Here is a 23,141-nt window from a genome sequence, read left to right as displayed (position 1 = left end):
GACAGGTTTCGCGGGAGAAGGGACCGCACAACCCACGGTAAAGGGCCGCGCAGCCGGCCACATGCAACCGGGGTACGATACGATGACGAAGATGAAGGCGCTGCTGCTTGAGACCACCGATGGACCCGAAGCTGTCGCGGTCCGTGAAGTGGACGTGCCCACCCCCGGTCCGGGCGAAGTCCGGGTTGCGGTGAAGGCGGCATCGGTCAACCACCGCGAACTGTTCATCGCGCACGGCCAGTATCCCGGCATGACCCTGCCTTCGGTGATGGGCTGCGACGGTGCGGGCGTGGTCGACATGCTTGGCGAAGGTGTGAGCGGCGCCAGCGTGGGCGACGAAGTGGTGATCTATCCTGCCCGCCAGTGGGGCCCGCGCCGCGACACGCCTGCGGTGGATTTCGGCCTGCTCGGCATGCCCTTCCCCGGCACGATTGCCGAATATATCTGCGTTCCGGCAGAAAACCTTGCGCCCAAGCCCGCGTTCATGACCTGGGAAGAAGCGGGCGCGATGCCGCTGACCGCGCTGACGTCGTGGCGCGCACTGATGTTCAAGGGGCAGCTTCAGCCGGGTGAGAAGGTGCTGATTTCCGGCATCGGCGGCGGCGTGGCCACGTTCGGGCTGGCCTTTGCCGTGGCGCTGGGCTGCGATGTATGGTGCACCGGCGAAAGCGAGGAAGTGCTTGAAAACGCGCGCAAGATGGGCGCGAAGGACGGCTTGCTGTTCACCGATCCCGATTGGCGCAAGAAGGTCGGCAAGATGACCGGCGGCGTCGACGTGGTGCTCGATGGCGCGCCCAGCCCCAGCCTGCCCAACTATATCCGCGCGATCAATCCGGGCGGCCGCATCGTGATCTACGGTTCGACTGCAGGCAACGAGATCAAGTTCAACGCGACCGACCTGTTCCTGAAAAGCGCGACGCTGCTCGGCAGCCAGGTGGGCGACCCTACCGATTTCCGCGAGATGCTGGCCTTTGCCGACAAGCACAAGATCAAGCCGGTGATCGAGCGGACCTTCCCGCTGGCCGAAGCACGCGAAGCGCTGCTGCATCTGCGGGACGCGCATTCGTTCGGCAAGATTTCGGTGGTCATGTGATGTCTGCGGGCTTGTTTGACCTGACCGGCAAGACCGCGCTCGTCACCGGCGGCGCGCAGGGCCTAGGGCGAATGATCGCCGAGGGGTTGCTTTCCGCAGGCGCCACCGTTGCGATCACATCGCGCAAGGCCGATGTGTGCGAAGCGGCGGCGGCGGAAATGGCGTCGCTGGGCCGCTGCATCGCGCTGCCTGCCGATCTTTCGACCCCCGAAGCAGCGGTGGAACTGGTCGAGCGCTACCGCGCGGCTGTTGGTCCGTGCCACATCCTGATCAACAACGCCGGCAAGACCTGGGGCGGCGAGATCGACACTTTCCCCGACAAGGCATGGCCCTCGGTCATGGCGGTGAACGTGCAGACGCCTTTCACCATGGTGCGAGAACTGCTGCCCGAACTGGCAGCGGCAGGCACGCCCGATGATCCGGCGCGGGTGATCAATATCGGTTCGGTAGCCGGTATGTCGGTCGAACGGCTGAAGGCTTATAGCTATTCGGCTTCCAAAGCCGCGGTCCACATGATGACGCGCGATCTGGCAGGCGATCTGGCGGAGCGCAACATCACCGTGAACGCGGTGATTCCGGGCTTCTTCCCGACCAAGATGACTGCGCACATGCGCAGCGAGGACGTGGTCGATCCTGCACTGCTGGCGCACATTCCGCTGCGCCGCCTGGGCACGCCGGGTGACATCGCTGCGGTGATCCTGTTCCTGTGCGGCAAGGGCGGCGGTTACGTCACCGGCGCGCAGATTCCGGTCGATGGCGGCGTGGTCGGCTGCGGCTGAACGCGCGCCTCCCCTATCGGCGGGGAGGCACGGACGAGTGAGGCGCGCCGTAATCCATCCTTGTGAAGGACTTTCGGGCGCAGCGGGCAGATGAAAAATTGGGGTCGGGGATAATGGATAGGGTTTCAGCGCAAGGTCTGTCGGAAGACCCTGCCCGCGTGCGGATCGCGGCTACGACGCTGGGCGACCTGCTGCTCGGCGCGTATGACCGCGCGCCGGACAAGGAAATGCTGGTCTTCCCCGAAGGCCGCAAGACTTATGCCGCGCTGGTCGATGCCGTGCTGCACAAGGCGCGTGCACTGATCGCGCTCGGCATCGGCCCGGGCGATCATGTCGGCGTGCTGCTGCCATCGGGCATCGCCTTTGTCGAAACGCTGTTCGCCAATGCCATGGTCGGCGCGGTTTCGGTGCTGATGAACGCGCGCTACAAGGCGCCCGAAATGGCCTATGTGGCCGATAACGCCGATCTGGTCGCTATCGTCACCGACGATACGCAGACCCAGCATGTCGATTTTACCGGCCGTTTGGGCGAGGCTTTTGCCGATCTGGCAGGGCAGCACGACCCTGCCGCGCTGACACTGGCGAGTGCCCCTGACTTGCGCCGGATCGTGGTTCTGCGCGCCAGCGACGGCACGGGTTCGGGCAACGTTGGCCCCGGCTTCCTCGGGCAGGACGCGTTCGATGCGGCTGCTGCCACGGTCCCGCTCGCCAATGTCCACCGCCGCCGCCTGAGCGTGCGGCTGCGCGATACCGCGATGATCCTCTACACTTCGGGCACTTCGGCCAATCCCAAGGGCTGCCTGCTCAGCCATGAAGCGATCGTGCGCGAGACGATCAACCTTACCGCGAACCGCTGGGCGTTCACGCCTGACGAGCGCGCGTGGTCGCCAATGCCGCTGTTTCACATTGCGGCGATGCTGGCGATGCTCGGTGCGGTCAATGTCGCAGGCACCTTCATCGGCCAGCCCCACTTCGATCCGGGCGAAAGCCTGCGCCAGATCGAGGCGGAGAAAGTGACGATGATGTTCCTGCCGTTCGTCACCTTCCATCAGGCGATGATCGCGCATCCCGATTGGGCGAAGGCCGACATGTCGTCGGTGCGCCTGCAGAACTCGTGCTTTGCGTTCATGCCTGCAAGCGTCGGGCAGGCCTACCGGGACAAGGCACCGCACATGCGGCAGGTCGGCACGTTCGGGATGACCGAGGCGAGCGGGATCGTCACCACCGGCGGCTATGACATGGACCCCGAAATGGGCTTCACGCGGCTCGGCACGCCGTTGCTGGGCATCGAGGCGCGAATTGTCGATGCGCAGGGCAAAGACCTGCCGACAGGCGAGCGCGGCGAAGTGCTGATCCGCGGCTACAACCTGTTCGATGGATACTACAAGGACCCGGAAAAGACCGCCGAGGCGCTCGACGCCGGTGGCTGGTATCATTCGGGCGACATCGGCTCGCTGGACGAGGCCGGGCACCTGATGTTCCATGGCCGGTTCAAGGACATGCTCAAGGTCGGCGGCGAGAACGTGGCGGCTGCCGAAGTCGAAGCCGTACTGGCGGCGCATCCGCAAGTGCGGCTCGCGCAAGTGGTCGGCCTGCCTGATGCCCGTCTGGCCGAAATCCCGGCGGCGTTTGTTGAAACCGACGGGCCGGTCACATCCTCGCCCGAAGAGTTTGCCGCTGAACTGATCGCGTTTGTCGGCACGCGCATCGCCTCGTTCAAGGTGCCGCGCCATATCCGCCTGATTGACGAATGGCCGATGTCGGCCTCAAAGATCCAGAAGTTCAAGTTGCGGCAACAGCTGATCGCCGAACTCGGTATCGAAGAATAAGGAACAGGCCCATGCGCTTCATCATCACCGGCGCGGCCAGCGGCATTGGCCGGGCCTGCGCCGAACTGCTGGCCGATGGCAGCGCCATTCCCGGCGACCACCAGATGCTGCTGGCCGACCGTGACGCCGCCAACCTCGCCGTGGTGGCAGAGGCGATTGGCCCGCACGCGGCGAGCGTGGTGGTTGATCTGTCCGAGCTGGATTGCGGCACGCGCATCGTTGACGCAGCAATTGCGCATATGGGCGGGATCGACGCGGTGATCTCGAACGCGGGTATCATCATGGGCGGCGCGCTGGTCGATCTGGCACCCGAACAGTTCGACTTGATCTATGGCATCAACACCCGCGCCACCTGGCTGATCGGCAAGGCGGCGCACCCGCATTTGCGCGAAAGCCATGGCGCATTCATCGCCACCGCGTCGATGTCGGCCACGCAGCCCACCCCTGCGCTGGGGTTCTATTCGTCGAGCAAGGCGGCGCTGCTGATGCTGATGCGCCAGCTTTCCATCGAATGGGGCCCGGACCGCATCCGTTGCAACACTGTCTCACCGGGGCCGACCTACACCCCGATGACCAAGGCCGGTTATGACGACGAGACGCGCCGCAAACAGCGCGAATCTGCCATTCCGCTGGGCAAACTCGGCACCGCAGAAGACGTCGCCCGCGCAATCCTGTTCCTGTGCTCGCCGCAAGCCGGGCACATCAACGGCATCGACGTGCTGGTCGATGGCGGCATGTCGAACATGCTGATGCCCGCGACAGGCAGCGGGACGGGGCAAGCCAAGTAAACCGGTTGCAGATATGAAAAAGGCCCCGTGCGATAACCGCACGGGGCCTTTTTCGTGGAATCGAGGCCGGATCAGGCGGGTTCGATCACCTTGTTCTCGATCGCGCCGATGCCGTCCACTTCGCAGCGGATGACGTCGCCAGCTTTCAGGAACACCGGCGGTTCCATGCCTGCCGCAACGCCTTCAGGCGTGCCGGTTGCGATCAAATCGCCCGGCAGCAGGGTGAACGCGGTCGAGAGATGCGAGATCTGCGACCACACATTGGTGATCATGTTGCCCGTGTTGTTCGACTGGCGCAGTTCGCCGTTCACATAGCAACGCAAGTCGAGCGCGTGCGGATCGGCCACTTCGTCGGCGGTGATGATCCACGGACCCATCGGGCCGTGGGTGTCGAACGACTTGCCCATCGTCATCGTGGGTGACTGGAACTGCCAGTCGCGCGCCGACACATCGTTCACCACGAAATAGCCGAAGACATAGTCCTTGGCGTTTTCGACGCTGACCTTCTTGGCCGATTTGCCGATGACGACGCCGAGTTCGACTTCGTAATCGAGCTTCTCGGTCACGCCCGGATCGATGTCGTCGTATGGACCGGAAATGCAGGTGGTCTGCTTGTTGAACCAGATCTGGTTGGCAACCCGCGCGATGCCGAGGCGGTCGGCTTCTTCAAGGTGCTTGGCGTAGTTCATGCCGATGGCCATGAACTTGCTGGGTCGTTCGATGGGCGCGAGCAGCTTGGCATCCTTGAGCGCAAGCGCGTCTGCGCCAGTATCCAGCACGCCGCGCGCAGCGGCGAGCGCAGCGTCACCGCCCTCGATGATTGCGTGCATGGTGGGGTAGCGGTCCGCTATCGGTGCAAGCGATACGATCGCTTCGCCACGAACCAGGCCAAGGCGGGGGGTGCCGCCATCATCGTAACGAACGAAGCGCATCGAAAACTCCTTGTGCAAACAGGTGCTGCGGGTCTCTAGATGCAGATCAACCGCGCGCGCCACCTTTCTTTGGATGGGTAAATGCAATCGGCGCCCGGTTGGCGCGCCTGTCGCGGGTGTTTGTCACAGGTCGAGACAGGCCTGTTCGAACGCGAGGCGGGGATTGCGCGGGAACAGTTTTTCCTGCGTGCCATAGCCGATGTTGCAAAGGAAATTGGCTTTCCAGCGCCCGTCAGGAAAGAAGTCCGCGTTCAGCGTTTCGGCGTTGAATCCCGACATTGGCCCCGTATCCAGCCCGAGCGCGCGCGCTGCCAGAATGAGATAGGCGCCCGCGAGCGTGGAACTGCGCGTTGCCGTATCGGCAATCACGGCGTCCTTGCCGGCAAAGGTGGCGGAAAAGTCGCGGTCTGGAAACAGCTGGGGCATATATTCGTAGAAGCGCGTGTCGTAGGCGACGATCACGCAGCACGGCGCTGCCATGGTCTTGTCGACATTGCCTGCGCTCAAGTGCGGGCGCAGACGTTCGCGCGCGGCGGCGCTGCGAAGGAACACGAAGCGGGCGGGGTGCGAATTGGCGGCGGTCGGCCCTTGCGAAACCAGCGCATAGAGCTGGCGCACAGTGGCTTCGTCAACCCGCCGGTCGGACCAGCTGTTGAACGTGCGCGCGGCGGTGAAAAGCTGGGCGAGTGCGTCGTCGCCTAAGGGTTGGTGGTCCATTCCCCTGCCTAACCCGGTGGTCCGACGCTGCCTACCTGCCGGGCGATGGGGAGCGCGGCAGACGTTCCGGTCCATGACAGCGGCAAGCGCGATAAACGCGCGGGAGGATGCGCGTGGAACAGGCGGTAAAGCTGATTTCGTTGCTGCGGCCCACGCCTGCCGAGCAGGGTTGGGACGGGTTTGTGCAAGGTCAGCTCGCATCGGGCGTTGGCGGGCTGCAACGGCTGATCTTCAACGATGTCCTGCCGATCAATGTGCGCACCGGGTCAACCGCGCCGCCGCCTTATGCCGGGATCGTCGAGAGTTGGTTTGCAGGCCGCGCCGATGCCGACCGCTTTGCCGCAAGCCTGCGCGGGCACGGCGATGTGGTGCAAATGGTGGTCGAGGAGGTGCTGATCTGCGATAGCGGGCGCCGCCCCCTGCCCAACAAGATCATGGTCACCCTGAAGCGCCGCGCCGACCTTACGCGCGAGCAGGCGCAGCACCATTGGCGCACCCGCCATGTCGAGGTCGGTCTGGTTGAGCACAACGCCGCCGATTTCCTCCGGCTCTATTTCCAGAACCACGTTACCGCCAGCGATCAGCCGCCGGGGTCGGTCTGTGATTTTGACGGGATGCCCGAATACTGGGTCGATCCGGCGGACCTTGCCTCGGTCGGCGAGGATTCGCCGGTGATGCGCGCGATTGCGGAAGACGAGGTGCTGTTCGTGGACCGGTCGGCCATTGTCACGATGATGGTGAGCGAGCGCGAATTGTTCGTGGCGCCAGGCGTGCAAGGCGGGTGGCGGGTGCCTGCGTGACAGGCTGGCATGGTGCGCTGCGGCTTGATAGGCTGGGGCGATGACCGACGAGCAAACCCTGCCGCGTCCACGCAGGCCGCGCGATCCCACGGCGACGATCCGCAACATCCTCGAAGCCGCGCGTGCGGAATTCGGCGCCAATGGCTTTGACGGCACAAAAGTAGAGCACATTGCCCGCCGCGCGAAGGTGAGCAAGCAGATCGTCTACTTCTACTTCAAGGGGAAGGACGAGCTCTACTGGGAGCTGCTCAAGGACATATCGATCAAGACGAACGAGCGCCTGCTGCGCATTCCGTTCGAGGACCTTGCGCCCGAACAGGCGGTGCGCGCCTATCTTGAAGGCGTCTACGATGTCTATGCCGAAGACCCCATCGTCGGCATGGTCTCGCTCGATCAGAGCATGCACGATGGCGCGCAGCTGCGTTCGATCAACCAGATCCGCCTGTTGCAGACCGCGCTGGCCGAGCGTCTGGCAGAGGTGGTGCGCCGGGGGCAGGCCGAGGGCGTGTTCCACGCCGATATCGACAGCAACAGGATCGAATTCATGACCGTGATCATCACGGTCGGCTGCCTTTCCTCCTCGACGATGCTGGAGCGCTATTCGGGGCGCAGCTGGCAGCAGAAGCCAGAGGACACACGCGCCTTTGCTCTCGATTTCATCATGCGCGCCTTGCGCAGATAGGCGCTCAGCCGAGCGCGTTGAGCGAGGCGGCTTCGGGCGGTCCGGCGAGAGCAGCCATCACCGGCGCGAATGCTTCCTTGCCGAGCAGCTTCCCGCCCGCCTTGTGCGCTTCAGCCGAAGTCCAGCGTTCGAGCAGCACGAACTGGTCGGGCTTGTCGCAGTCCTGGAGCAGTTCTGTGCCTTCGCAGCCTTCGATCCGCTGCACCTGGGCGGCGAGCGTTTCGAGCGCGGCGCGCAGCGCCGGGCCTTCGCTTTCATGAGCGGTCATGCGGTAGAGGCGTAGAAAGGCGGGCATCGTCGGGGTCTCCTCTTGCAATGGCTTGGGGCGCAGAGCCGCACGGGCGACCTATCGACAGACAGGGGAGCCGGTCGTTCTGCCGGTCCAAGGCTCCGCTGCGGGGGTCCCAGGCCCGAAGGTTACACCACTTCCGGAGAAGTATCAGCAATGCCTACGCTTATTGTCACCAATCGCGACGGGTCCGAACAGAGCGTCGAAGCGGCCACCAACGTGTCGGTCATGGAAATCATCCGCGACGCAGGCGTCGATGAACTGCTGGCCCTGTGCGGTGGCTGCTGTTCGTGCGCCACCTGCCACATCTATGTCGATGACAGCTTTGCCGGGCAGCTTCCGGAAGTTTCGGCGGACGAAAGCGATCTGCTCGACAGTTCGGATCACCGCAAGGCCAATTCGCGGCTTTCGTGCCAGATCAACTTCACCAGCGCACTTGACGGCATGCGCGTGACAATCGCGCCTGAGGACTGAGCGGCGACAGACGGCGCGGCTGCATTTGTCGCCGCGCCCCTTTGCCTGACTGACCGTCAAGCTAGGGCAACTGCGCGCATGCATCGTCCATGGTAGTCGTTGCGTCATAACACGGACAACGACACCTGGGGGATAGCGCCGATGGACCCGAAACAGCTTGAACGCATGTACGCCGAGGTTGAAGGCGAGTTTCAGCGCAGCAGCTATCCCGAAGGGTTCCCGGCACTGCCGGACATGCCCGCCGCACGCTATTGCGATCCCCAATTCCACCAGCTCGAAATGGAGCACGTGTTCCGCAAGACCTGGCTTTGCGTGGGCCACACCAGCCAGTTGCCCAAGACGGAATCGTACCGGCTGTTCGAGCAGTTCGAGCAATCGATCATTCTCAGCCGCGGCAGCGATGACAAGATCCGCGCGTTCAAGAACGCCTGCCGCCATCGCGGCGCGGCGCTGGTGACCGAGCCGGAAGGTGTCGCCCGCCGGTTCATCTGCCCCTACCACGCCTGGGGTTATTCTTCCGAAGGCGAGCTGAAATCGGTGCCCGAAGCGCACAACTTCGCCTGCCTGAACAAGGCCGACAAAGCGCTGGCGCAGGCGAGGTGCGAGACATGGCGCGGCTTCATCTTCATCAATTTTGACGAGAATGCAGGTTCGCTTGCCGACTTCCTTGGCCCGCTGACCGCGCAGATCGACGATTTCCCGATCGACGACATGGTGGTCAAGCACATGATCGCGGTCGAGATCGACTGCAACTGGAAGACCGCCTACGACAACTTCCTCGAGATCTATCACGTCAACACCGTTCACGCGAAGTCGCTTGCGCCCTATCTCGAATCGAAAAGCTTTACCGTCTCGCTGTTCGAAGGCGGCCACGCACGGTTCGTCACGCGCAAGCGCGGCGGCCAGTCGTTCTTTTCCGCCGGGCATGACGAAGCTGCGCCCGATGATTTCGCGGCGCGATTCAAGGATCACGTGTTCGCGCTGCCGTGCTTTCCCAACAGCTTCACCGCGCTCGATCCAGTGGGCTTCAACTGGCAGTCGTTCTGGCCGAAGGGCCCGGACAAGATGGTCATGGTCAACATGTTCATGGGCTGGAACCGCGACGATGACGAAGATCGCGCGTTCTGGGCGACGATGGTCGAAAACCAGAAATCGGTGCTCGCCGAGGACATCGGCCTGTTTCCGACGATCCAGCGATCTTACAAGCAGGGGGACATCACCGGGGTTGCGCTCAGCTTCCAGGAGCAGTTCCTGCACTGGTACAACGAGGAAATCGACCGCAGGATCGGGACGGATAACGTGCCGCCCGCATTGCGCGTCGAGCCGTTGCTTGGGCCGCACGTCAAGCGCTGATGAGGGCGGTCAGCCCTGTTCAGTGAAGCAGTAGGCGCAGATCTTGTTGCCGTCAGGATCGAGCAGGTAGGCGCCGTAAGCGTGTTCGACCGCGCCGCGCGGTCCGGGCGCGCCTGCGTCACTGCCGCCTGCTGCAAGGCCTGCGGCGTAGAACGCGCGTACCGCTGCGCGCGACGGGGCCTTGAAGCTGACGGTTGCCCCGTTGGCGGCTTTGGCCGGGGCACCGTCGAGCGGGCGCAGGATCAGCAGTTCGGCAACGCGGCGGCCATAGCCGAGGCCTTGATCGAGGAAATCGCCGAGATTGTCGATGCCCAGTGGAGCCAGCGCGGCGTCGTAGAACCGGCGCGCGCGATCAAGGTCGTTTGTGCCGATGCAGATGTGCGTGAAGATGCCCATGGAGATGCTCGCCGGCTGATCAGGCTTCGGCCAGGATCGATTCGCAATCGCGGACGATCCGGTCGAGCGTGGGGCGATAGTCACCCAGGGCTGGCGGCAGGGGAATGACGTTGCCGTCCTCGTCGACGCCGGCGTTGGAGAGGATCTTGCGCCGTACCAGCATGACCGCCGCGCCGATCACCGCCTGATTGGTCTCGACATAGATGCCCAGCGCCTGTTCGCGCGAGAGGCCGCGCTTTTGCAGCATGGCGAGGATGTTTGCGGCATAGGCCACTTCGCGGTCGGTCTTTTCCCCGCCGATCAGGTTTCCGATCATTTCCGGGCGCGAATTGAACATGGCGAAGCACAGTGCCGCGTGGCCGCGCAGCACTTCCTGCCATGTGCCACCGTAATTGTCGGCAATGGCGCGTGATGCCATGCGTTCGGACACGAGTTCGAGCAGGTGGTCACGACCGCGCACATAGCCATAGAGCGTGGCGACGCCGGTGTTGAGTTGCTGGGCGACGGTGGACATTTCGAGCCGCTCGATCCCGACGCGACAGGCGGCATCGACGATGGCATCGAGCGTGAGGCGGCGCGGGCGGCCAACGGCACGCTTGGCCGACATGGTGTCGCCGGGTTCCGTGGCCGTTGCTCCCGGCCGAGCTTCGGTCTGTACCGATTCGCTGTTCACCACCATCGAAGGTATTCCCCTTCCCTAGCTTTCGCCTTGTCGTGCAACAGACTGAACGTTCCAGACCCGGCGCACAAGGCCCTGTGCAGCTTTGCTGCACCTGCTTCAAGATATTTTCCGAATCACTATCGACAATTCGCGCCGAGGCGATTATCTGGCGGTCTTGGCGGGCCAACCCGTCACCCATCGTATTGAAACATTGGTGACAGACATGAAACTTCATTCCGTGTTCGCGCTGGCTCTCGGCCTTGTTGCAGCTCCTGTTGCAGTGCACGCTGCAGACCCAGCTCCCGCTGCTGCGCCTGCCGCCGCTTCCGACATCAAGGGCGGCGAAGCCATGTGGTCGGCCGATGGCCGCCGCGTCGGCCGGGTTGACCGCGTGCGCGGCAACGCCGTCGCCGTCGTCGCCGACATGAAGATGATCTACATTCCGCTCGACACTGTCAGCGTCACCGAACGCGGCGTCGTCAGCACGCTGACCCGCAAGGAAATCAACCGCCTCTAAGCGTGCGTGTCCCCGGCGCGCAGGTGTGCGTCCGGGGGTTCGGGCCTTTGGCTGGAGATTGCGAAGCCGCCGGGCATCCCGGCGGCTTTCGTATGTCTGGCAATCAGGGCTTGAGCATTTCGCCTGCCATCTGGGCGTGGACGGCGGCGGGATCGTTGCCGGCGTGTGCACGAGCAGCGCTGAGGTCCAGCCACAACTGCGTCAGCGGACCATCGCGCTGGATGCCTCGCCCGCCCAGAAGCAGCATCATCTCGTCCACCAGCGGCACAAGGCGGCGCATGAACCCGGTCAGTTCTGCGCGGTAGAGCAGCGCTTCATCCATCGGCAGCGCCTCGTTCCGCGCTACCAGATCGGCGAGCCGCGCGTAATTGGCGTGGAACTGGCGTTCGACCGTGTCGATCTCGACCCGGGCGCGGCCAATGATCGACAGGAAGCGCGGATTGTCGCGCGAAGCGCCCGATCCGAACGCACCTTGGCGTTCGCGCGTGGAGGCGGTGAAGGCCGCCAATGCGCCGCGCGCCGCGCCGATGGCGAGGCTCGAGATCGATGAGGCGAAGACATAGAGCCAAGGCAGGCGGTAGAGCGCGGACAGGCCCGAGGTGGCGGGCAGCGGCAGCAGTCCGCTATCGGGAACATAGGTGCGATAGGCGGGGACGAAGGCGTCTTCGATCAGCAGATCGTTGCTGCCGGTGGCGCGCAGGCCAAAGGTGTCCCACACCCGGTCGATCCGGTAATCCGCCATAGGTACCAGGAACAGGCGCATCTGCGGCGCGGGGCGCGCATCATCAGGTGGGACCATGCCGCCGACAACGGCCCATCTGGCGTGCGAGCTGCCGCTGGAAAAGGTGAAGCGTCCGCTGATGCGGTAGCCACCCTCGGCTGGGGTGACTCGCCCGACCGGGGCGAACGAGGACGAGACGAGTGTGTCGGGATCGTCGCCCCACACGTCCGACTGCGCCAACGGGTCCATCCGTCCGAGCATGAACGACTGGACCGAGAGCACGCCGAACACCCAGGCGGTGGACAGGCAATGTTCGGCAAAGACGTTCTGCAGATCGTAAAGATGCCGCGGATCGAGTTCGAGGCCGCCCCAGCGCGCAGGCTGGAAAGCGCGCAGCAGGCCTGCTGCCTGAATCGCCGCCACGGTTTGGGGCAGCACGTCGGCCCGGCGATTGGCTTCGTCACGCGCGGCAATGATGTGCGGCACCAGCGCGCGCGCAGCGTCCAGCAATTGCTGCGGGTCTGCCCGGTCGGGCGCGGCGTGGACGGTGGAACTGGCCATCGAGCTTTCCTCTTGCACTGTTGAGGCAGGCTTAGAGGATGACGCGATGGACGGGCCTTTCGGGCGATAGGCCGCAGCGCCGTTTGCCCCAAAGGTCAGGCCGGTGCTGGTACGGGCGGCAGTTCGCGGCGCAACGCGTGCGCAGCGCGAAAGTAGAAGACAATAGCGCCGAGCAGCACCGTGCCAGCTGCCATCATCGCGTGTTGCAGCCCGGTGGCCGAGGCGGTGAGGCAGGCGCCTTCGACAACCTTGCGCGCACAATCGGCGCGGTAATCGCCGCCATAGGCTTGTGCCGCGAGCCGGTCGCTGAGCCAGCCCAGCGCGACCGAGCCGATGCCCAGCCCCGCCACGGTCTGGCCGAAGGCGTGGAGCGCGGCGGCAGAGGCGCGCATGCGCGGCTCAACCAGACGCTGTGTCACTGTCATGATCGCCGGGAGAAAGGCGTTGAGCGATGCCGCCGCGAAGAACATCAGCACGAGGAACCAGCGCCAGTCCGATTGCAGAATGGCGAGCAGGTAGAGCGGCAGCGAGACGACCAGCAGCATGGCAGGGGCGCGACCGAACCAGCCGACATCGCGCCGCCCGAGCCAGTCGGCGGCGCGGCCACCCGAATAGTTGCCGATGACCATCGACAGGCTGAGCGCCACCGCGAAGATCAGTCCGGCCTGTGCGATGTCGAGGCCATAGCGGCGCACCAGCAGCGGAATCATGAACAGGTTGAGCCCGAAGCTGACCATGCCGACCAGACCGCTGGCGGCGGTGAGGTAGAGGAATGCAGGCGAGCGTCCGACCCGGCGCAGAACCGCGCCGAACGTGGGCGTTGCGGCGGCATCGCCTGCATTGCGCCGGGGCGGCTCGGGAATGGTAAGCCGCAGCAGCACCGCAAGGATCACGCCGGGCAGGCCCAGCACGACAAACGCGGCGCGCCAGCCATAAGTCTGCACAACCCAGCCGCCGAGGGTGGCGGACACCGCGCCGCCAATGGATACCCAGATCGCGATTGTCGAAAAGGCGCTGGCGCGTCGTTCTTCGGGAAAGCGGTCGGAGATCATTGAAACGAGCGCGGGCGTGAACCCTGCCTCGCCCACGCCCACGCCCATCCGGCAGATCAGCAACTGCACGAAACTTCCCGCAGCGCCTGTCAGCGCGGTCATTACCGACCAGATCGTCGTGACGATGGCGATCAGGCCAACGCGGCTGCGGCGTTCGGCCAGGCGTGCCAGAGGAATGCCGAGCGCGGCGTAGAACAGCGAAAAGGCGAGGCCGCCCAGCAGTCCCAGTTGCAGATCGGTCAGTCCGAGGTCACGGCGGATCGCCTCGCCCGCGACCGAGATGATCGTGCGGTCGATGAAATTCATCATGTAGACGAGCCCGAGCAGCAGCAGGAACCACTTCTCGCTGCCCACGGGGGGCGTTTCGCCGCCCTTTGCTTCGTCCATGCCCTGCTTCGCCCCGTTCGCCGTGTACAATGCGGCAGGGTTTATTGTTCGGGGTGCAAAAACCACCCTATCGTTTGGAAGGAAGCAGGGCGTGCGCTGTCAGCGGCGGCAGACGTCGAGGATGAACTGCTTGACGTACGTCTTGACGTTCGCGCCGATCGCGGATGGGCGGCCCACCGCCTCGCCCAGTTCATCGGCCAGCGTCAGATCCTTTTCGCCGATCCCGGCCTGCACGGCCATGAGATCGCGGCGCGATTGCTCGCCCGGATTGTTGCGGAAGGCGATGAAGCCGTTCATCGGCGGGGTCATCACGCCGTTGCGCTGCATCACGGTCATCAGCTTGTCGATCGGGACGCCCGCTGCTTCTGCCAGGTCCATCGCTTCGAGACCGAGCATGATCTGGCTCCACGATACGAGGTTGTTGCAGATCTTGAGGCCCATCGCCGAACCGAGCGGGCCGACCAGCATGGTGTTGGTGGAATAGGCATCGAGCACCGGCTGCACGCGCGCCATCGTCGCTTCACTGCCGCCGAGCATGCAGAACACGAATGGGCCGTCGTTGCCCATTTCGGTACGGGTAACCGCCGCGTCCATCAGTTCGACGCCGACTGCCGCCGCGCGTTCGGCCAGCGCCTGGGCCGTGGCCGGGCGAATGGTGCTGTGAACGAGGATGACCGAGCCGGGCTTCATTGCCGGGATCAGTTCGTCACAGCATTCGGTGACCTGCTTGTCATCCTGCACGCAGATACCGACGACGTCGCAATTGCCGAGGTCCGCGATGCTGCCTGCCAGCGTGGCCCTGCCGCGAAACGGCTCCATCGCGGCGGGGAACTTGTCGAACACGGTCAGCGGCAGTGCGAGCTTGGCCAGTTCGCGTGCCTGACATCCGCCCATGCTGCCCAGCCCGATGAACCCTACTGAACCGATATCCTGCCCCATTTCAAACCACTCCTGATGCCGATTGAGGGATGTTTATAAGCGGGACGACTGCCCGCCGTCATCAGGCCAAGCCTTCGCCCGCGCGCCAAAAGCAGTCTTATTGCGCCGTCATGCGGCGGCGGGCTGGACTGCCTCGTCGGGGGCATTTCCGCTCCCCGTGCCGCTGCGCTTTACGTGGCGGGCGGCGAGCGCGAAGTGCATCGCGGCGATGGGATGGCACAGCAGCATGATCGACAGCGCCCAGCCGAGCGAGTTCGCCCCGCCGATCAGGTCGCTCAGGCGTCCGACCACGAACGGGGCCACGCCGAAGCCGAGCAGGGTTGCGCCCAGCTGGAGCAGTGCGATGGTGAAGCCGCGCACCTGCGGCGGCACGACGATCAGCAGCAGGCCATTGGCCGGACCGTTGTAGCTGTTGAAGAACAGCGCGTAGCCCGCGACCAGCGCCAGCGCGGGCACAGTGGCGGGAGTCAGCAGCGAGGCGATGCCGAGGAACGTGGCGATCAGCGATGTGCTGGCGGCGATCATGCCCGAGCGCCAGGGATTGGCGCGCGCATCGCGGCGGCTGCTGCGATCGGCCAGCCAGCCGAAGAACGCGCCGCCGAGCGCGCCGAGCAGACCCGAGGTCAGACCCACCGTCAGCCCCGCCTGCGACAACGTGAGGCTGTGCTGGCGCACGAGGAACGAGATCGACCAGGTTGAATAGGACGAAATCGCAGCGGCGGTCAGCAACACCCCGAGCAGGATATGGACGGCAGCGGGCCGCGCTCCGATTTCTGCCAGCGAGCGGGCAAAGCTGAGTTTTTCGGGCACCGGTGCGGGTGCCGTCCCTGCCGCTGGCGCATCGCTGGCGCCACGCACCGGCTCGCGGATGACGAAGAACACGACTACCGCCATGATCATCCCCGGCACGCCCGCCAACAGGAAAGCCATGCGCCAGCCATAGGCGGCGGCGACCATGCCGCCGACGATGAAGGTGACGATCGAGCCGATGGCCGACGAGAGATACCACAGGCCGACTGCGGTCGATCGTTCACGCGGGGGGAAATAATCGGACAGCAGCGAAAGCCCGGCGGGCGAACCGCCCGATTCGGCAAGGCCCACCGCGCAGCGCGATACCAGCAGCATCGTCCAGCTGGTGGCGAGCCCGCAAACGGCGGTCATCGCGCTCCACAGCGCGAGGATGATCGCCAGCGTGTTCTTGCGCACCGTGCGGTCGATCAGCATGCCCATCGGCAACACTGCGGCGCCATAGAACAGGCCATAACCAAGGCTGGAGATGAGGCCGAGCTGGGTGTCGGTCAGGTCGAATTCGTGGCGCACCGGCTCCATCACGATGCTGACGACCATGCGGTCCATGATGTGGCAGCTGTGCGCAAGCGTCAGGACCAGCAGCACGATCCAGCGATATCCGGAGGCTTTCGCCGCCTCAGTGGACCCGGACATGCTCATCCCTTTCGTGTTTTCGTTGGCACCCGGCCCTGCGGGGGGACGGGCAGCGCTATCGGGCAGGAAGCCCGGTCGGGGCAGAGGTCCGGCCAAACGCGTAGGCGCGAACCCACCTTTGGATAGGCCAGTGCCTGGCAAGCCCGTGGCACTGGCGCAAAATGCATTGGTTTTCAGCGCGCGCGGAAAGGCGAGCGCGGGTAGCCGAAGAAGAGTGGAAGGCAGTTACCGATGAACGATGTTGCGACCAGCCCGGCCCCCGCGCGGGACATGCGCCACTGCGCGCTGTATGACCGCAAGATCATCTATGACAATCCGCACGAAACGATCGTTCCGGAAGTCCACGCCGGGCCTGCGGTGTTTCTTGCCGACAATGTCGCGCTGAACCAGCCGGGCTGGGTCGTGCGCCGTGCCGAGGACATGCGCAAGATCTACGCCGACTCCGAAAACTATCACAAGAGCGGCAATACCGGCTTTGCGCGGATGATCGGTGAGGACTGGGATATCATCCCGACCGAACTCGACCCGCCGGTGCACACTGCCTATCGCTCGGCGCTCAACCCGCTCTATTCGCCCAGCCAGATGATGAAGCTGGACGGCAAGGTGCGTGGCCGCGCACAGGAACTGATCGCCAAGTTCAAGGACAAGGGCGAATGCGAATTCGTGCAGGATTTCGCCATCCTGTTCCCGATCACCATCTTCCTCGAGATGATCGATCTTCCGGTCGAACGGCTTGAGCAGTTTCTCGAATGGGAAAACCAGCTGCTGCGCGGCACCGACCGCGATGTGCAGATCGCCAGCGTGCGGGCGGTCAAGGAACTGCTGATGGAAACCATCACGGAACGCCGCAAGAATCCTGGCGACGACCTGATCAGCAAGTGCATGACGCTGGAAGTGGACGGTCGCAAATGGAACGACCGCGAAGTGTTCGGCCACGCCTTCAACCTCTACCTTGGCGGGCTGGACACCGTGACCGCCAACCTCAGCCTGCAGTTCCGCCATCTGGCCGAGAACCCGCAGGACCAGCAGACCATGCGCGAGAATACCCCGTCGCAGAACGTGGTGGCGGTGGAAGAACTGCTGCGCGCCTATGCGGCGGTTTCGACCCAGCGCATCGTTTCGAAAGATCATCAGCTTGGCGGACATAGCCTGCGCGCAGGCGATGTCGTTTCGATGTCGACCCCGCTCGCCGGGCGCGATCCCGAAGCCTATGACAATCCGCAGGAGGTGCGGCTCGATCGCAAGCCGATGCATGTCACGCTCGGCCACAGCATCCACCGCTGCCTTGGCCAGCACCTTGCCCGCCGCGAATTGCAGACCGCGATCGAGGAATTCGTGAAGGCGGTGCCGATGTTCCGCCTGCAGGAAGGCTTCCGCGTGCCGTGGTTCACCGGCAACGTCATTCAGGTGACCGAACTGCCGCTGCGCTGGGGCTGACGCTAGGTCCTGACCCTAGGTGCCGGGCGCCAGCCCGGCACGGTGCAGGCCGGTGGTGTCGGAATATTCCGCAAGCCGGGTAATCGCGCCCCCTTCAACGGTGGCGATCAACAGGAACGGCGTGGCGATCACGCCAGCGGGGGTATCGCTTTCCAGCGTTGCCTGCTGCGCGAAGCCGCCGGGGTGGAGGTGGACGCGCATCTCGGTGTAGCGCTGGTTGGCAAAAGTCGCACGCCCCTCTTCGATCCGCGTGCGATAGGCGGCCTTGCCGAGTTCGGTGGCGGGATCGTAATTGAACCAGACCACTGCATGATCGGCGAGATGGCTGACGATCCGGTCGCTGTCGAGAGCGCGGCAGGCCTCTTCCCACGAGCGGGCCACTGCGGCTACCGCGTCCAGTGCCACCTGGGTCATGCCGATACTCCCGCGGCGGCTTCGCGCTGGCCGGTGACATGCGCCTCGAACTGGTCGCGGTTGTCTGCAACGTGGGCGAAGGCCTTGGTCACTCCGCCATCAACGCGCAGGATCTGCCCGCTGACGAAGCGGCCATCGTCCGAAGCCAGCAGCGCGACCATCGCGGCGATGTCTTCAGGATAGCCGAGTTCCGGGGTCAGGTGATGGCGCTCGACCATGCGGATCAGCTCGGGCTGGTTGGCGCGCGATGGGGCGGTGGGCACCATGCCGGGCGAGATCACGTTGCAGGTCACGCCCTGCTTGCCATATTGCGCGGCAACATAGAGCGTCAGCGCGTTGATCGCCGATTTGGACGCGGCATAGGCGGTGCGCGCCAGATCGCCGAGCAGCGCGGCGCCCGAACTGGTGTTGATGATCGCGCCGCTGCCCGATGCGAGCAGCGCGGGCAAGGCATGCTTGATCATCAGCATCGTGCCGCGCGCGTTGACCCGGAACGTCTCGTCCCAGACATCGATGTCCATGTCACCGGCCATGCCGTCACGGTTCAGAAAATCGGCGTCGGTCGCTGCGCCGTTGTTGAAGATTACTTCGAGCTTGCCGTAATGCGCCAGCGTCTGGTCTATCAGCGCGGCGATGCTGGCGGGATCGCCAAGATCGACATGCAGCGCGATGGCATCGCCGCCGGTACTGCGGATTTCTTCCGCCAGTGCCTCGGCCGGTTGCAGCATGATGTCCGCGATCACGACCTGCCCGCCTTCGGCGCAAAGCCGCCGCACGGTGGCCGAGCCGAGGCCGCCGGCGCCTCCGGTAACGATGCAGGTTCTTCCGGTCAGTCTGCCCATGGTCTGGCTCCTCAGTTCTTGGCCGGCTTGTAAGCGTCGACGCCGCCGCGCGTTTCGGCAACGTGCGGGAAGTGCGTGGAAATCCCGCCGTCGACCGGGATGACCTGAGCGGTGATGAACTTGCCGTCGTCGGACGCTAGCAGAGCCACCATCGCGGCAAGATCCTCGGGCCACCCGAGGCGCGGTGTGAGGTGATGGGCAAGGTAGAGATCGAGGTTATGGCCCTGATTCATGGCGGCGTTCTCGGTCACCACCAGCCCCGGCGAGACAACGTTGCAGCGTATGCCCTTCTTGCCGTACTGCGCCGCGACATATTCGGTCAGTACGTTGATAGCGGCCTTGGACGAGGCATAGGCAACGCGGAACAGATCACCGCGCAACGATGCCCCCGAACTGGTGTTGATGATAGAACCGCCGCCGCCTGCGATCATGTGCGGCAGGACGTGCTTGATCATCAGCATGGTGCCGCGCGTGTTGATGCGGAACACACCGTCCCACACATCGGCGTCCATGAACTCGACCGCCGCGTCGTTGACCATCGTTTCATGGCGGGTATCGGCGGCGTTGTTGAACAGCACGTCGATCTGGCCGTAGTGCACGATGGCATCCGCGATCAGCGCCGCGATGCTCGCCTCGTCGGCAAGGTCGAGGTAGTGGGCGACCGCCTCGCCGCCCGCGTCGCGGACCGCCTGTGCGGTGCGTTCGGCACCTGCCAGATCGATGTCGGCCAGCACCAGTCTTGCCCCTTCGGAGGCCAGCCGCCGCGCGGTTGCCGCGCCGATCCCGCCGCTGGTGCCGGTCAGGACGGCGACTTTGCCTTCCAGACGCCTCACCGGAATTGCTCGCGGGCAAAATCGGGGCGCATGGCGGTAAGGCGCTTTATCGAATGGCCGGGCATCCTGAAGTCTCCCTGCTGCGCTCGTGACGCAATCTGTGGAGCAACCATTGCAGCACCGCCCTGTCATGGTTCCTACCTCTCGGCAGGAGGCGTGTGGGTGGCGGCGCGATAGCTCGAATCCATAATCATGCATAAAACGGGCCGAAGATTTCTTCCGGAATCCATCAAGCAGGACGGCTCAAATAGCGAACCATGCACTCTTTGCGGAGGGAGAACCGCCAAGGTGCAGATGCAGGAGAGGCCAATGCCATACAGAGTCGACATCCCCACGGATCGCGAACCGCTGGTCCATATCCTCAACCACGTCGGCACCGAAAAGCTGCTGGACACGCGCCAGCGCATGTTCCGCACGATCTATGACGCGCCGGAAACCACACTGACCGCGCGCGAACGCGAAGGCATGCGCATCATGGGTGCGGCGCGCACGAACTGCCCGATCTGCGCCGGGATGCGGTTGTGGCGCGACTGGCCGGGTTTTGCAGGTGGCGAGATTCCCGAGGAATTCTACCAGAACGCCGCCGACTGCAATTACGACTGGGAAGGCTTTACCCCGCGCGAAAAGCTGCTGGTCGAATTCGCCGACCGGTTCGAGCGCGATATCGAGAGCATAAACGGCGATGACGTGTTGTGGGAGCGGATGCACGCCCTCCTGACCGAGGCCGAAATCGGCGATACCCTGCTGATGCTGGGCTGCTGGGTCGGCACGGGCCGCGTGCTCAAGGCAATGGGCATCGGCAGCGTCTGCGTCGTGCCGCCAAGCCCTGAAACGCTGGCCGCCCTTCGCAACGACCAGTTGAGCGAAACCGCGAGCCTCGTCCCGGCGGAATGAGTGCCGATCCTGACCGGCGGCGTGCTGCCGGTCAGTCGGTCGGAGTGAAGTTGATCGGCGGCAGCGACATGCCGTCCATATATTCGTCACAGCGCGTGATCTGTTGGCCGCGCGTGTGAAAGACCATGGCGAAGGGCACATCTGTGCGCGTGCCCGCGCCTTCGATGACGATATCGCCGAGGCATTCCTGCAGCACGGCGTCCCCGCCCATCGCGGTAAGGCGGATGTCCTTGAACTCGATCTGCATGACCTTGAGCGCTTCGACCAGCATTGCGAACTCTTCGTCCTTGGTCAGGTTCTTGCGGACGGTGGCGTGCCACTGGATGAAGTCGTCTGCGGCGATGGCCTTCATGCCTTCAAGATCGCGATTGCCCCAGCAGGCATTCCAGCGCTCGACCGTGATGATCGAATCGGGCCGGGCAAGAGTATCGGTCATGGCGGTCACCCTCTCTATATTGCCTGAGGCAAAGTCTGCCCCTGCATGACTGGCCTTTCCCCGCACAAGACCCTCCGGCGGATAGGGACCGTGCCGCCGATCGCGCGGCACCATGAGGCCCAACAAGACCAACGGGAGAGAGCAGATGCGCAGGCTTGAAGGAAAGATCGCGATCATCACCGGCGGTGCGGGCGGGCTGGGTTCGGCCACGGCAGAGCGCTTCGTCAGCGAAGGCGCGACGGTGGTCGTCGCCGACGTGGCCGAGGCCCGCGCGAAGGATGTTGCCGCGCGCATCGGTGGCGGGTCCATCGGCGTGCATTTCGATTGCGGCGATCCGGCGTCGATCGAGGCCGGGATCGAGGAAACGATCCGCCGGTTCGGCAAGATCGACATCCTGTTCAACAACGCTGCGGCGACCTCAAAGGAGGTGAACCTGCAGGACCGCACTGCCGTTGATATTCCGATCGAGATCTGGGATCTGGTAATGAACGTCAACGTGCGCGGGGTGATGCTTGGCTGCAAATATGCGCTCCCGCACATGATCCGGAACGGCGGCGGATCGATCATCAATACGGCTTCGGACTCCGGGTTGATGGGCGACAATGTGCGCATCGCCTATGGCACCTCGAAGGCTGCGGTGATCGGGCTGACCAAATACGTCGCCTCGCAGCACGGGCGTCAGGGCGTGCGCTGCAACGCGATTCTGCCCGGACCGATCATCAACGACAGTCTGGCCGAATATCCCGATCTGGTCGCGCGCATCAAGCGGCAGGCGCTGACCTCGCGCATCGGTATTCCGGCGGATATCGCTGCAATGGCTGCGTTTCTGGCGGCGGACGAATCCGAATACATCACTGGCCAGGCCTATTCGGTCGATGGCGGGCACCTCGCCCACCAGCCGCAAATGGCGGACATGCGCGAACTGGAAGCGCCTGAACTGCCGCCTGTCGATACCTTCTGAACGGCTCGCCGCATCCGGCGCAGGGCCTCAGGCGGTTGCCTGGTCCTCGCCGCTGCGGCGTCTGGCCTTGCGGCGGGCTTCTGCCGGCGGATGTTCGAGATTGGCTTCGATGAAGGCGACGACCTTGTCGTGGTTTTCGCGCCAGAGGTCCAGCGCCTCCTCGACGCGGTGATCGATCACTGCGTCGAGGAAACGGCGGTAGTCTTCGTGCAGCCCCTGCTCGTAGCGGGCGAGTTCGCGGAAGGTGTGGCGATAGCGCATCTGCTGTGCATAGAGTTGCGCCCAGGCATGGAGCAGCCACTGGTTGTCGCACCGGGCGAAAAGCAGGCGGTAGAAGCCCTCGCGCTGGCGGACATAGGCATCCATGCTGAACTCGTCGTCGCCCACTTGCGCCAGCACGCGCGACGAGATGTGATAGGCCGAGAGCAGCGCCCCTTCCCAGGCAATATCGCCGTTGGCGATCGACGAGCGCAAAACCGGCAGTTCGATGGTCAGGCAGGCGTCGGCCAGTTCCCGGTAGCCATCGACGGACAGTGGACCTGCGCGAAACCCGCTGTTGCGCTCGATCGTCACCAGCCCTTCGGCGGCAAGGCGCGACAGCCCTTCCCGCGCCGCCGCCTGGCTGATGCCGAGATCGCGCTGCAACTGCGATATCTTGAGCCGCGAACCGGGCTTCAACCGGCACGAAATCAGCCCTGCGCGGATCTGGACATAGGCGCGGTGGGTGATGCTCTGATCGTCATGGTCAGCGATAAACGGCCCGGCTGCAGCCTGCAAAGGCTCTTCGGGCGCGCGCAAGCTGGCGCGGCTAGCTGTGTCTGGCCGGTTCATTGATCTCAGCCATAGCAATAGAGACGACTGGCTTGTCAATCGCGCCTGCCCCTGAATCATGCACCTTCAGCCCGAAAATA

Annotated in this window: 26 protein-coding genes; 12 read left to right on the top strand and 14 right to left on the bottom strand. The window is 64.3% G+C overall.

Annotated features, from left to right (window positions below):
• The first annotated feature begins 82 nt into the window (after nt 1–82).
• The 4 genes from RM192_RS17225 to RM192_RS17210 all read left to right on the top strand — a co-directional run bounded on the left by RM192_RS17225 (nt 83) and on the right by RM192_RS17210 (nt 4,489).
• Nucleotides 83–1,093: a zinc-binding dehydrogenase gene (locus RM192_RS17225; RefSeq protein ID WP_311508873.1), complete on the top strand. Its 1,011-nt coding sequence runs from the start codon at nt 83–85 to the stop codon at nt 1,091–1,093.
• Nucleotides 1,093–1,872 carry an SDR family oxidoreductase gene (locus RM192_RS17220; protein ID WP_311508872.1) on the top strand — a complete coding sequence of 260 codons (780 nt, stop codon included), beginning with the start codon at nt 1,093–1,095 and terminating at the stop codon, nt 1,870–1,872. Before RM192_RS17225 ends, RM192_RS17220 begins: the two co-directional genes overlap by 1 nt.
• Before the next feature lie 113 nt (nt 1,873–1,985).
• A complete protein-coding gene (locus RM192_RS17215) occupies nt 1,986–3,701 on the top strand; it encodes a class I adenylate-forming enzyme family protein (RefSeq protein WP_311508871.1) in 1,716 nt (571 codons plus the stop codon).
• An 11-nt stretch (nt 3,702–3,712) separates the two neighbouring features.
• A complete protein-coding gene (locus RM192_RS17210; RefSeq protein ID WP_311508870.1) occupies nt 3,713–4,489 on the top strand; it encodes an SDR family oxidoreductase in 777 nt (258 codons plus the stop codon).
• A 71-nt stretch (nt 4,490–4,560) separates the two neighbouring features.
• On the opposite strand, the gene RM192_RS17205 is transcribed toward RM192_RS17210, so the two are convergent.
• Nucleotides 4,561–5,421, bottom strand: coding sequence for a fumarylacetoacetate hydrolase family protein (locus tag RM192_RS17205; protein WP_311508869.1), 861 nt, complete (start codon nt 5,419–5,421; stop codon nt 4,561–4,563).
• 123 nt (nt 5,422–5,544) lie between these two features.
• The gene (locus RM192_RS17200) at nt 5,545–6,213 is read right to left on the bottom strand and encodes a malonic semialdehyde reductase (protein ID WP_409233840.1); all 669 of its coding nucleotides are present in this window, start codon (nt 6,211–6,213) and stop codon (nt 5,545–5,547) included.
• A gap of 38 nt (nt 6,214–6,251) precedes the next feature.
• Here RM192_RS17200 and RM192_RS17195 point away from each other — a divergent pair, with 38 nt between their 5' ends.
• Entirely contained in the window at nt 6,252–6,938 is a 687-nt protein-coding gene (locus RM192_RS17195) for an EthD domain-containing protein (protein WP_311508867.1), read from the top strand.
• A gap of 40 nt (nt 6,939–6,978) precedes the next feature.
• Complete coding sequence (locus tag RM192_RS17190; RefSeq protein ID WP_311508866.1) at nt 6,979–7,620, top strand: TetR/AcrR family transcriptional regulator; 642 nt, start codon at nt 6,979–6,981, stop codon at nt 7,618–7,620.
• A gap of 4 nt (nt 7,621–7,624) precedes the next feature.
• On the opposite strand, the gene RM192_RS17185 is transcribed toward RM192_RS17190, so the two are convergent.
• Nucleotides 7,625–7,915 (bottom strand): antibiotic biosynthesis monooxygenase family protein, encoded by a 291-nt coding sequence (locus RM192_RS17185; RefSeq protein WP_311508865.1) that lies wholly within the window; start codon nt 7,913–7,915, stop codon nt 7,625–7,627.
• 150 nt (nt 7,916–8,065) lie between these two features.
• Here RM192_RS17185 and RM192_RS17180 point away from each other — a divergent pair, with 150 nt between their 5' ends.
• Nucleotides 8,066–8,383: a 2Fe-2S iron-sulfur cluster-binding protein gene (locus RM192_RS17180; RefSeq protein WP_311508864.1), complete on the top strand. Its 318-nt coding sequence runs from the start codon at nt 8,066–8,068 to the stop codon at nt 8,381–8,383.
• Nucleotides 8,384–8,524: 141 nt separating this feature from the next.
• The gene (locus RM192_RS17175; RefSeq protein ID WP_311508863.1) at nt 8,525–9,736 is read left to right on the top strand and encodes an aromatic ring-hydroxylating dioxygenase subunit alpha; all 1,212 of its coding nucleotides are present in this window, start codon (nt 8,525–8,527) and stop codon (nt 9,734–9,736) included.
• A 9-nt stretch (nt 9,737–9,745) separates the two neighbouring features.
• Here the strand turns inward: RM192_RS17175 and RM192_RS17170 are convergent, their stop codons facing one another.
• The gene (locus tag RM192_RS17170) at nt 9,746–10,132 is read right to left on the bottom strand and encodes a VOC family protein (RefSeq protein ID WP_311508862.1); all 387 of its coding nucleotides are present in this window, start codon (nt 10,130–10,132) and stop codon (nt 9,746–9,748) included.
• Nucleotides 10,133–10,151: 19 nt separating this feature from the next.
• Nucleotides 10,152–10,811 carry a hypothetical protein gene (locus RM192_RS17165; RefSeq protein WP_311508861.1) on the bottom strand — a complete coding sequence of 220 codons (660 nt, stop codon included), beginning with the start codon at nt 10,809–10,811 and terminating at the stop codon, nt 10,152–10,154.
• Between the two features lie 205 nt (nt 10,812–11,016).
• Between RM192_RS17165 and RM192_RS17160 the strand changes: the two genes are divergently transcribed.
• On the top strand, nt 11,017–11,310 hold the full coding sequence (locus RM192_RS17160; RefSeq protein WP_311508860.1) for a hypothetical protein: 294 nt from the start codon (nt 11,017–11,019) through the stop codon (nt 11,308–11,310).
• Between the two features lie 103 nt (nt 11,311–11,413).
• On the opposite strand, the gene RM192_RS17155 is transcribed toward RM192_RS17160, so the two are convergent.
• The 4 genes from RM192_RS17155 to RM192_RS17140 form a co-directional block, all read right to left on the bottom strand.
• Nucleotides 11,414–12,592, bottom strand: a complete 1,179-nt coding sequence (locus RM192_RS17155) for a flavin-dependent monooxygenase (RefSeq protein WP_311508859.1) — start codon at nt 12,590–12,592, stop codon at nt 11,414–11,416.
• 95 nt (nt 12,593–12,687) lie between these two features.
• Nucleotides 12,688–14,031, bottom strand: coding sequence for an MFS transporter (locus tag RM192_RS17150; protein ID WP_311508858.1), 1,344 nt, complete (start codon nt 14,029–14,031; stop codon nt 12,688–12,690).
• A gap of 99 nt (nt 14,032–14,130) precedes the next feature.
• Nucleotides 14,131–14,970, bottom strand: coding sequence for an NAD(P)-binding domain-containing protein (locus tag RM192_RS17145; protein WP_311508857.1), 840 nt, complete (start codon nt 14,968–14,970; stop codon nt 14,131–14,133).
• Between the two features lie 108 nt (nt 14,971–15,078).
• The gene (locus RM192_RS17140; RefSeq protein WP_311508856.1) at nt 15,079–16,413 is read right to left on the bottom strand and encodes an MFS transporter; all 1,335 of its coding nucleotides are present in this window, start codon (nt 16,411–16,413) and stop codon (nt 15,079–15,081) included.
• A gap of 231 nt (nt 16,414–16,644) precedes the next feature.
• On the opposite strand from RM192_RS17140, the gene RM192_RS17135 reads away from it, so the two are divergent.
• Complete coding sequence (locus RM192_RS17135; protein WP_311508855.1) at nt 16,645–17,850, top strand: cytochrome P450; 1,206 nt, start codon at nt 16,645–16,647, stop codon at nt 17,848–17,850.
• A 15-nt stretch (nt 17,851–17,865) separates the two neighbouring features.
• Here RM192_RS17135 and RM192_RS17130 read toward each other — a convergent pair whose 3' ends face one another.
• The 3 genes from RM192_RS17130 to RM192_RS17120 are packed head-to-tail and all read right to left on the bottom strand — an operon-like array spanning nt 17,866 to nt 19,939.
• Nucleotides 17,866–18,264 (bottom strand): hypothetical protein, encoded by a 399-nt coding sequence (locus RM192_RS17130; RefSeq protein ID WP_311508854.1) that lies wholly within the window; start codon nt 18,262–18,264, stop codon nt 17,866–17,868.
• A complete protein-coding gene (locus RM192_RS17125; protein WP_311508853.1) occupies nt 18,261–19,106 on the bottom strand; it encodes an SDR family oxidoreductase in 846 nt (281 codons plus the stop codon). The genes RM192_RS17130 and RM192_RS17125 overlap by 4 nt, the downstream gene beginning before the upstream one ends.
• 11 nt (nt 19,107–19,117) lie before the next feature.
• Complete coding sequence (locus tag RM192_RS17120) at nt 19,118–19,939, bottom strand: SDR family NAD(P)-dependent oxidoreductase (RefSeq protein ID WP_311508852.1); 822 nt, start codon at nt 19,937–19,939, stop codon at nt 19,118–19,120.
• A 309-nt stretch (nt 19,940–20,248) separates the two neighbouring features.
• On the opposite strand from RM192_RS17120, the gene RM192_RS17115 reads away from it, so the two are divergent.
• Nucleotides 20,249–20,833 carry a hypothetical protein gene (locus RM192_RS17115; protein ID WP_311508851.1) on the top strand — a complete coding sequence of 195 codons (585 nt, stop codon included), beginning with the start codon at nt 20,249–20,251 and terminating at the stop codon, nt 20,831–20,833.
• A gap of 31 nt (nt 20,834–20,864) precedes the next feature.
• Here the strand turns inward: RM192_RS17115 and RM192_RS17110 are convergent, their stop codons facing one another.
• Entirely contained in the window at nt 20,865–21,269 is a 405-nt protein-coding gene (locus tag RM192_RS17110) for a nuclear transport factor 2 family protein (protein WP_311508850.1), read from the bottom strand.
• Nucleotides 21,270–21,414: 145 nt separating this feature from the next.
• Here RM192_RS17110 and RM192_RS17105 point away from each other — a divergent pair, with 145 nt between their 5' ends.
• Nucleotides 21,415–22,230, top strand: coding sequence for an SDR family oxidoreductase (locus tag RM192_RS17105; RefSeq protein ID WP_311508849.1), 816 nt, complete (start codon nt 21,415–21,417; stop codon nt 22,228–22,230).
• A gap of 27 nt (nt 22,231–22,257) precedes the next feature.
• Here the strand turns inward: RM192_RS17105 and RM192_RS17100 are convergent, their stop codons facing one another.
• A complete protein-coding gene (locus tag RM192_RS17100) occupies nt 22,258–23,061 on the bottom strand; it encodes a GntR family transcriptional regulator (protein WP_311508848.1) in 804 nt (267 codons plus the stop codon).
• Nucleotides 23,062–23,141: the final 80 nt, after the last annotated feature.

The sequence above is a fragment of the Novosphingobium sp. MMS21-SN21R genome (assembly GCF_031846015.1).
Classification (GTDB): Bacteria; Pseudomonadota; Alphaproteobacteria; order Sphingomonadales; family Sphingomonadaceae; genus Novosphingobium.
This window is presented reverse-complemented; position numbering and strand designations above follow the sequence as displayed.

Coding starts and splice junctions, on each gene's coding strand:
- RM192_RS17220 (WP_311508872.1), top strand. CDS start 1,093: ATGTCTGCGGGCTTGTTTGACCTGACCGGCAAGACCGCGCTCGTCACC.
- RM192_RS17100 (WP_311508848.1), bottom strand. CDS start 23,061: ATGAACCGGCCAGACACAGCTAGCCGCGCCAGCTTGCGCGCGCCCGAA.
- RM192_RS17165 (WP_311508861.1), bottom strand. CDS start 10,811: ATGGTGGTGAACAGCGAATCGGTACAGACCGAAGCTCGGCCGGGAGCA.
- RM192_RS17225 (WP_311508873.1), top strand. CDS start 83: ATGACGAAGATGAAGGCGCTGCTGCTTGAGACCACCGATGGACCCGAA.
- RM192_RS17180 (WP_311508864.1), top strand. CDS start 8,066: ATGCCTACGCTTATTGTCACCAATCGCGACGGGTCCGAACAGAGCGTC.
- RM192_RS17110 (WP_311508850.1), bottom strand. CDS start 21,269: ATGACCGATACTCTTGCCCGGCCCGATTCGATCATCACGGTCGAGCGC.
- RM192_RS17150 (WP_311508858.1), bottom strand. CDS start 14,031: ATGGACGAAGCAAAGGGCGGCGAAACGCCCCCCGTGGGCAGCGAGAAG.
- RM192_RS17145 (WP_311508857.1), bottom strand. CDS start 14,970: ATGGGGCAGGATATCGGTTCAGTAGGGTTCATCGGGCTGGGCAGCATG.
- RM192_RS17170 (WP_311508862.1), bottom strand. CDS start 10,132: ATGGGCATCTTCACGCACATCTGCATCGGCACAAACGACCTTGATCGC.
- RM192_RS17155 (WP_311508859.1), bottom strand. CDS start 12,592: ATGGCCAGTTCCACCGTCCACGCCGCGCCCGACCGGGCAGACCCGCAG.
- RM192_RS17130 (WP_311508854.1), bottom strand. CDS start 18,264: ATGACCCAGGTGGCACTGGACGCGGTAGCCGCAGTGGCCCGCTCGTGG.
- RM192_RS17125 (WP_311508853.1), bottom strand. CDS start 19,106: ATGGGCAGACTGACCGGAAGAACCTGCATCGTTACCGGAGGCGCCGGC.
- RM192_RS17140 (WP_311508856.1), bottom strand. CDS start 16,413: ATGTCCGGGTCCACTGAGGCGGCGAAAGCCTCCGGATATCGCTGGATC.
- RM192_RS17175 (WP_311508863.1), top strand. CDS start 8,525: ATGGACCCGAAACAGCTTGAACGCATGTACGCCGAGGTTGAAGGCGAG.
- RM192_RS17160 (WP_311508860.1), top strand. CDS start 11,017: ATGAAACTTCATTCCGTGTTCGCGCTGGCTCTCGGCCTTGTTGCAGCT.
- RM192_RS17210 (WP_311508870.1), top strand. CDS start 3,713: ATGCGCTTCATCATCACCGGCGCGGCCAGCGGCATTGGCCGGGCCTGC.
- RM192_RS17135 (WP_311508855.1), top strand. CDS start 16,645: ATGAACGATGTTGCGACCAGCCCGGCCCCCGCGCGGGACATGCGCCAC.
- RM192_RS17105 (WP_311508849.1), top strand. CDS start 21,415: ATGCGCAGGCTTGAAGGAAAGATCGCGATCATCACCGGCGGTGCGGGC.
- RM192_RS17190 (WP_311508866.1), top strand. CDS start 6,979: ATGACCGACGAGCAAACCCTGCCGCGTCCACGCAGGCCGCGCGATCCC.
- RM192_RS17200 (WP_409233840.1), bottom strand. CDS start 6,213: ATGGACCGGAACGTCTGCCGCGCTCCCCATCGCCCGGCAGGTAGGCAG.
- RM192_RS17215 (WP_311508871.1), top strand. CDS start 1,986: ATGGATAGGGTTTCAGCGCAAGGTCTGTCGGAAGACCCTGCCCGCGTG.
- RM192_RS17185 (WP_311508865.1), bottom strand. CDS start 7,915: ATGCCCGCCTTTCTACGCCTCTACCGCATGACCGCTCATGAAAGCGAA.
- RM192_RS17115 (WP_311508851.1), top strand. CDS start 20,249: ATGCCATACAGAGTCGACATCCCCACGGATCGCGAACCGCTGGTCCAT.
- RM192_RS17205 (WP_311508869.1), bottom strand. CDS start 5,421: ATGCGCTTCGTTCGTTACGATGATGGCGGCACCCCCCGCCTTGGCCTG.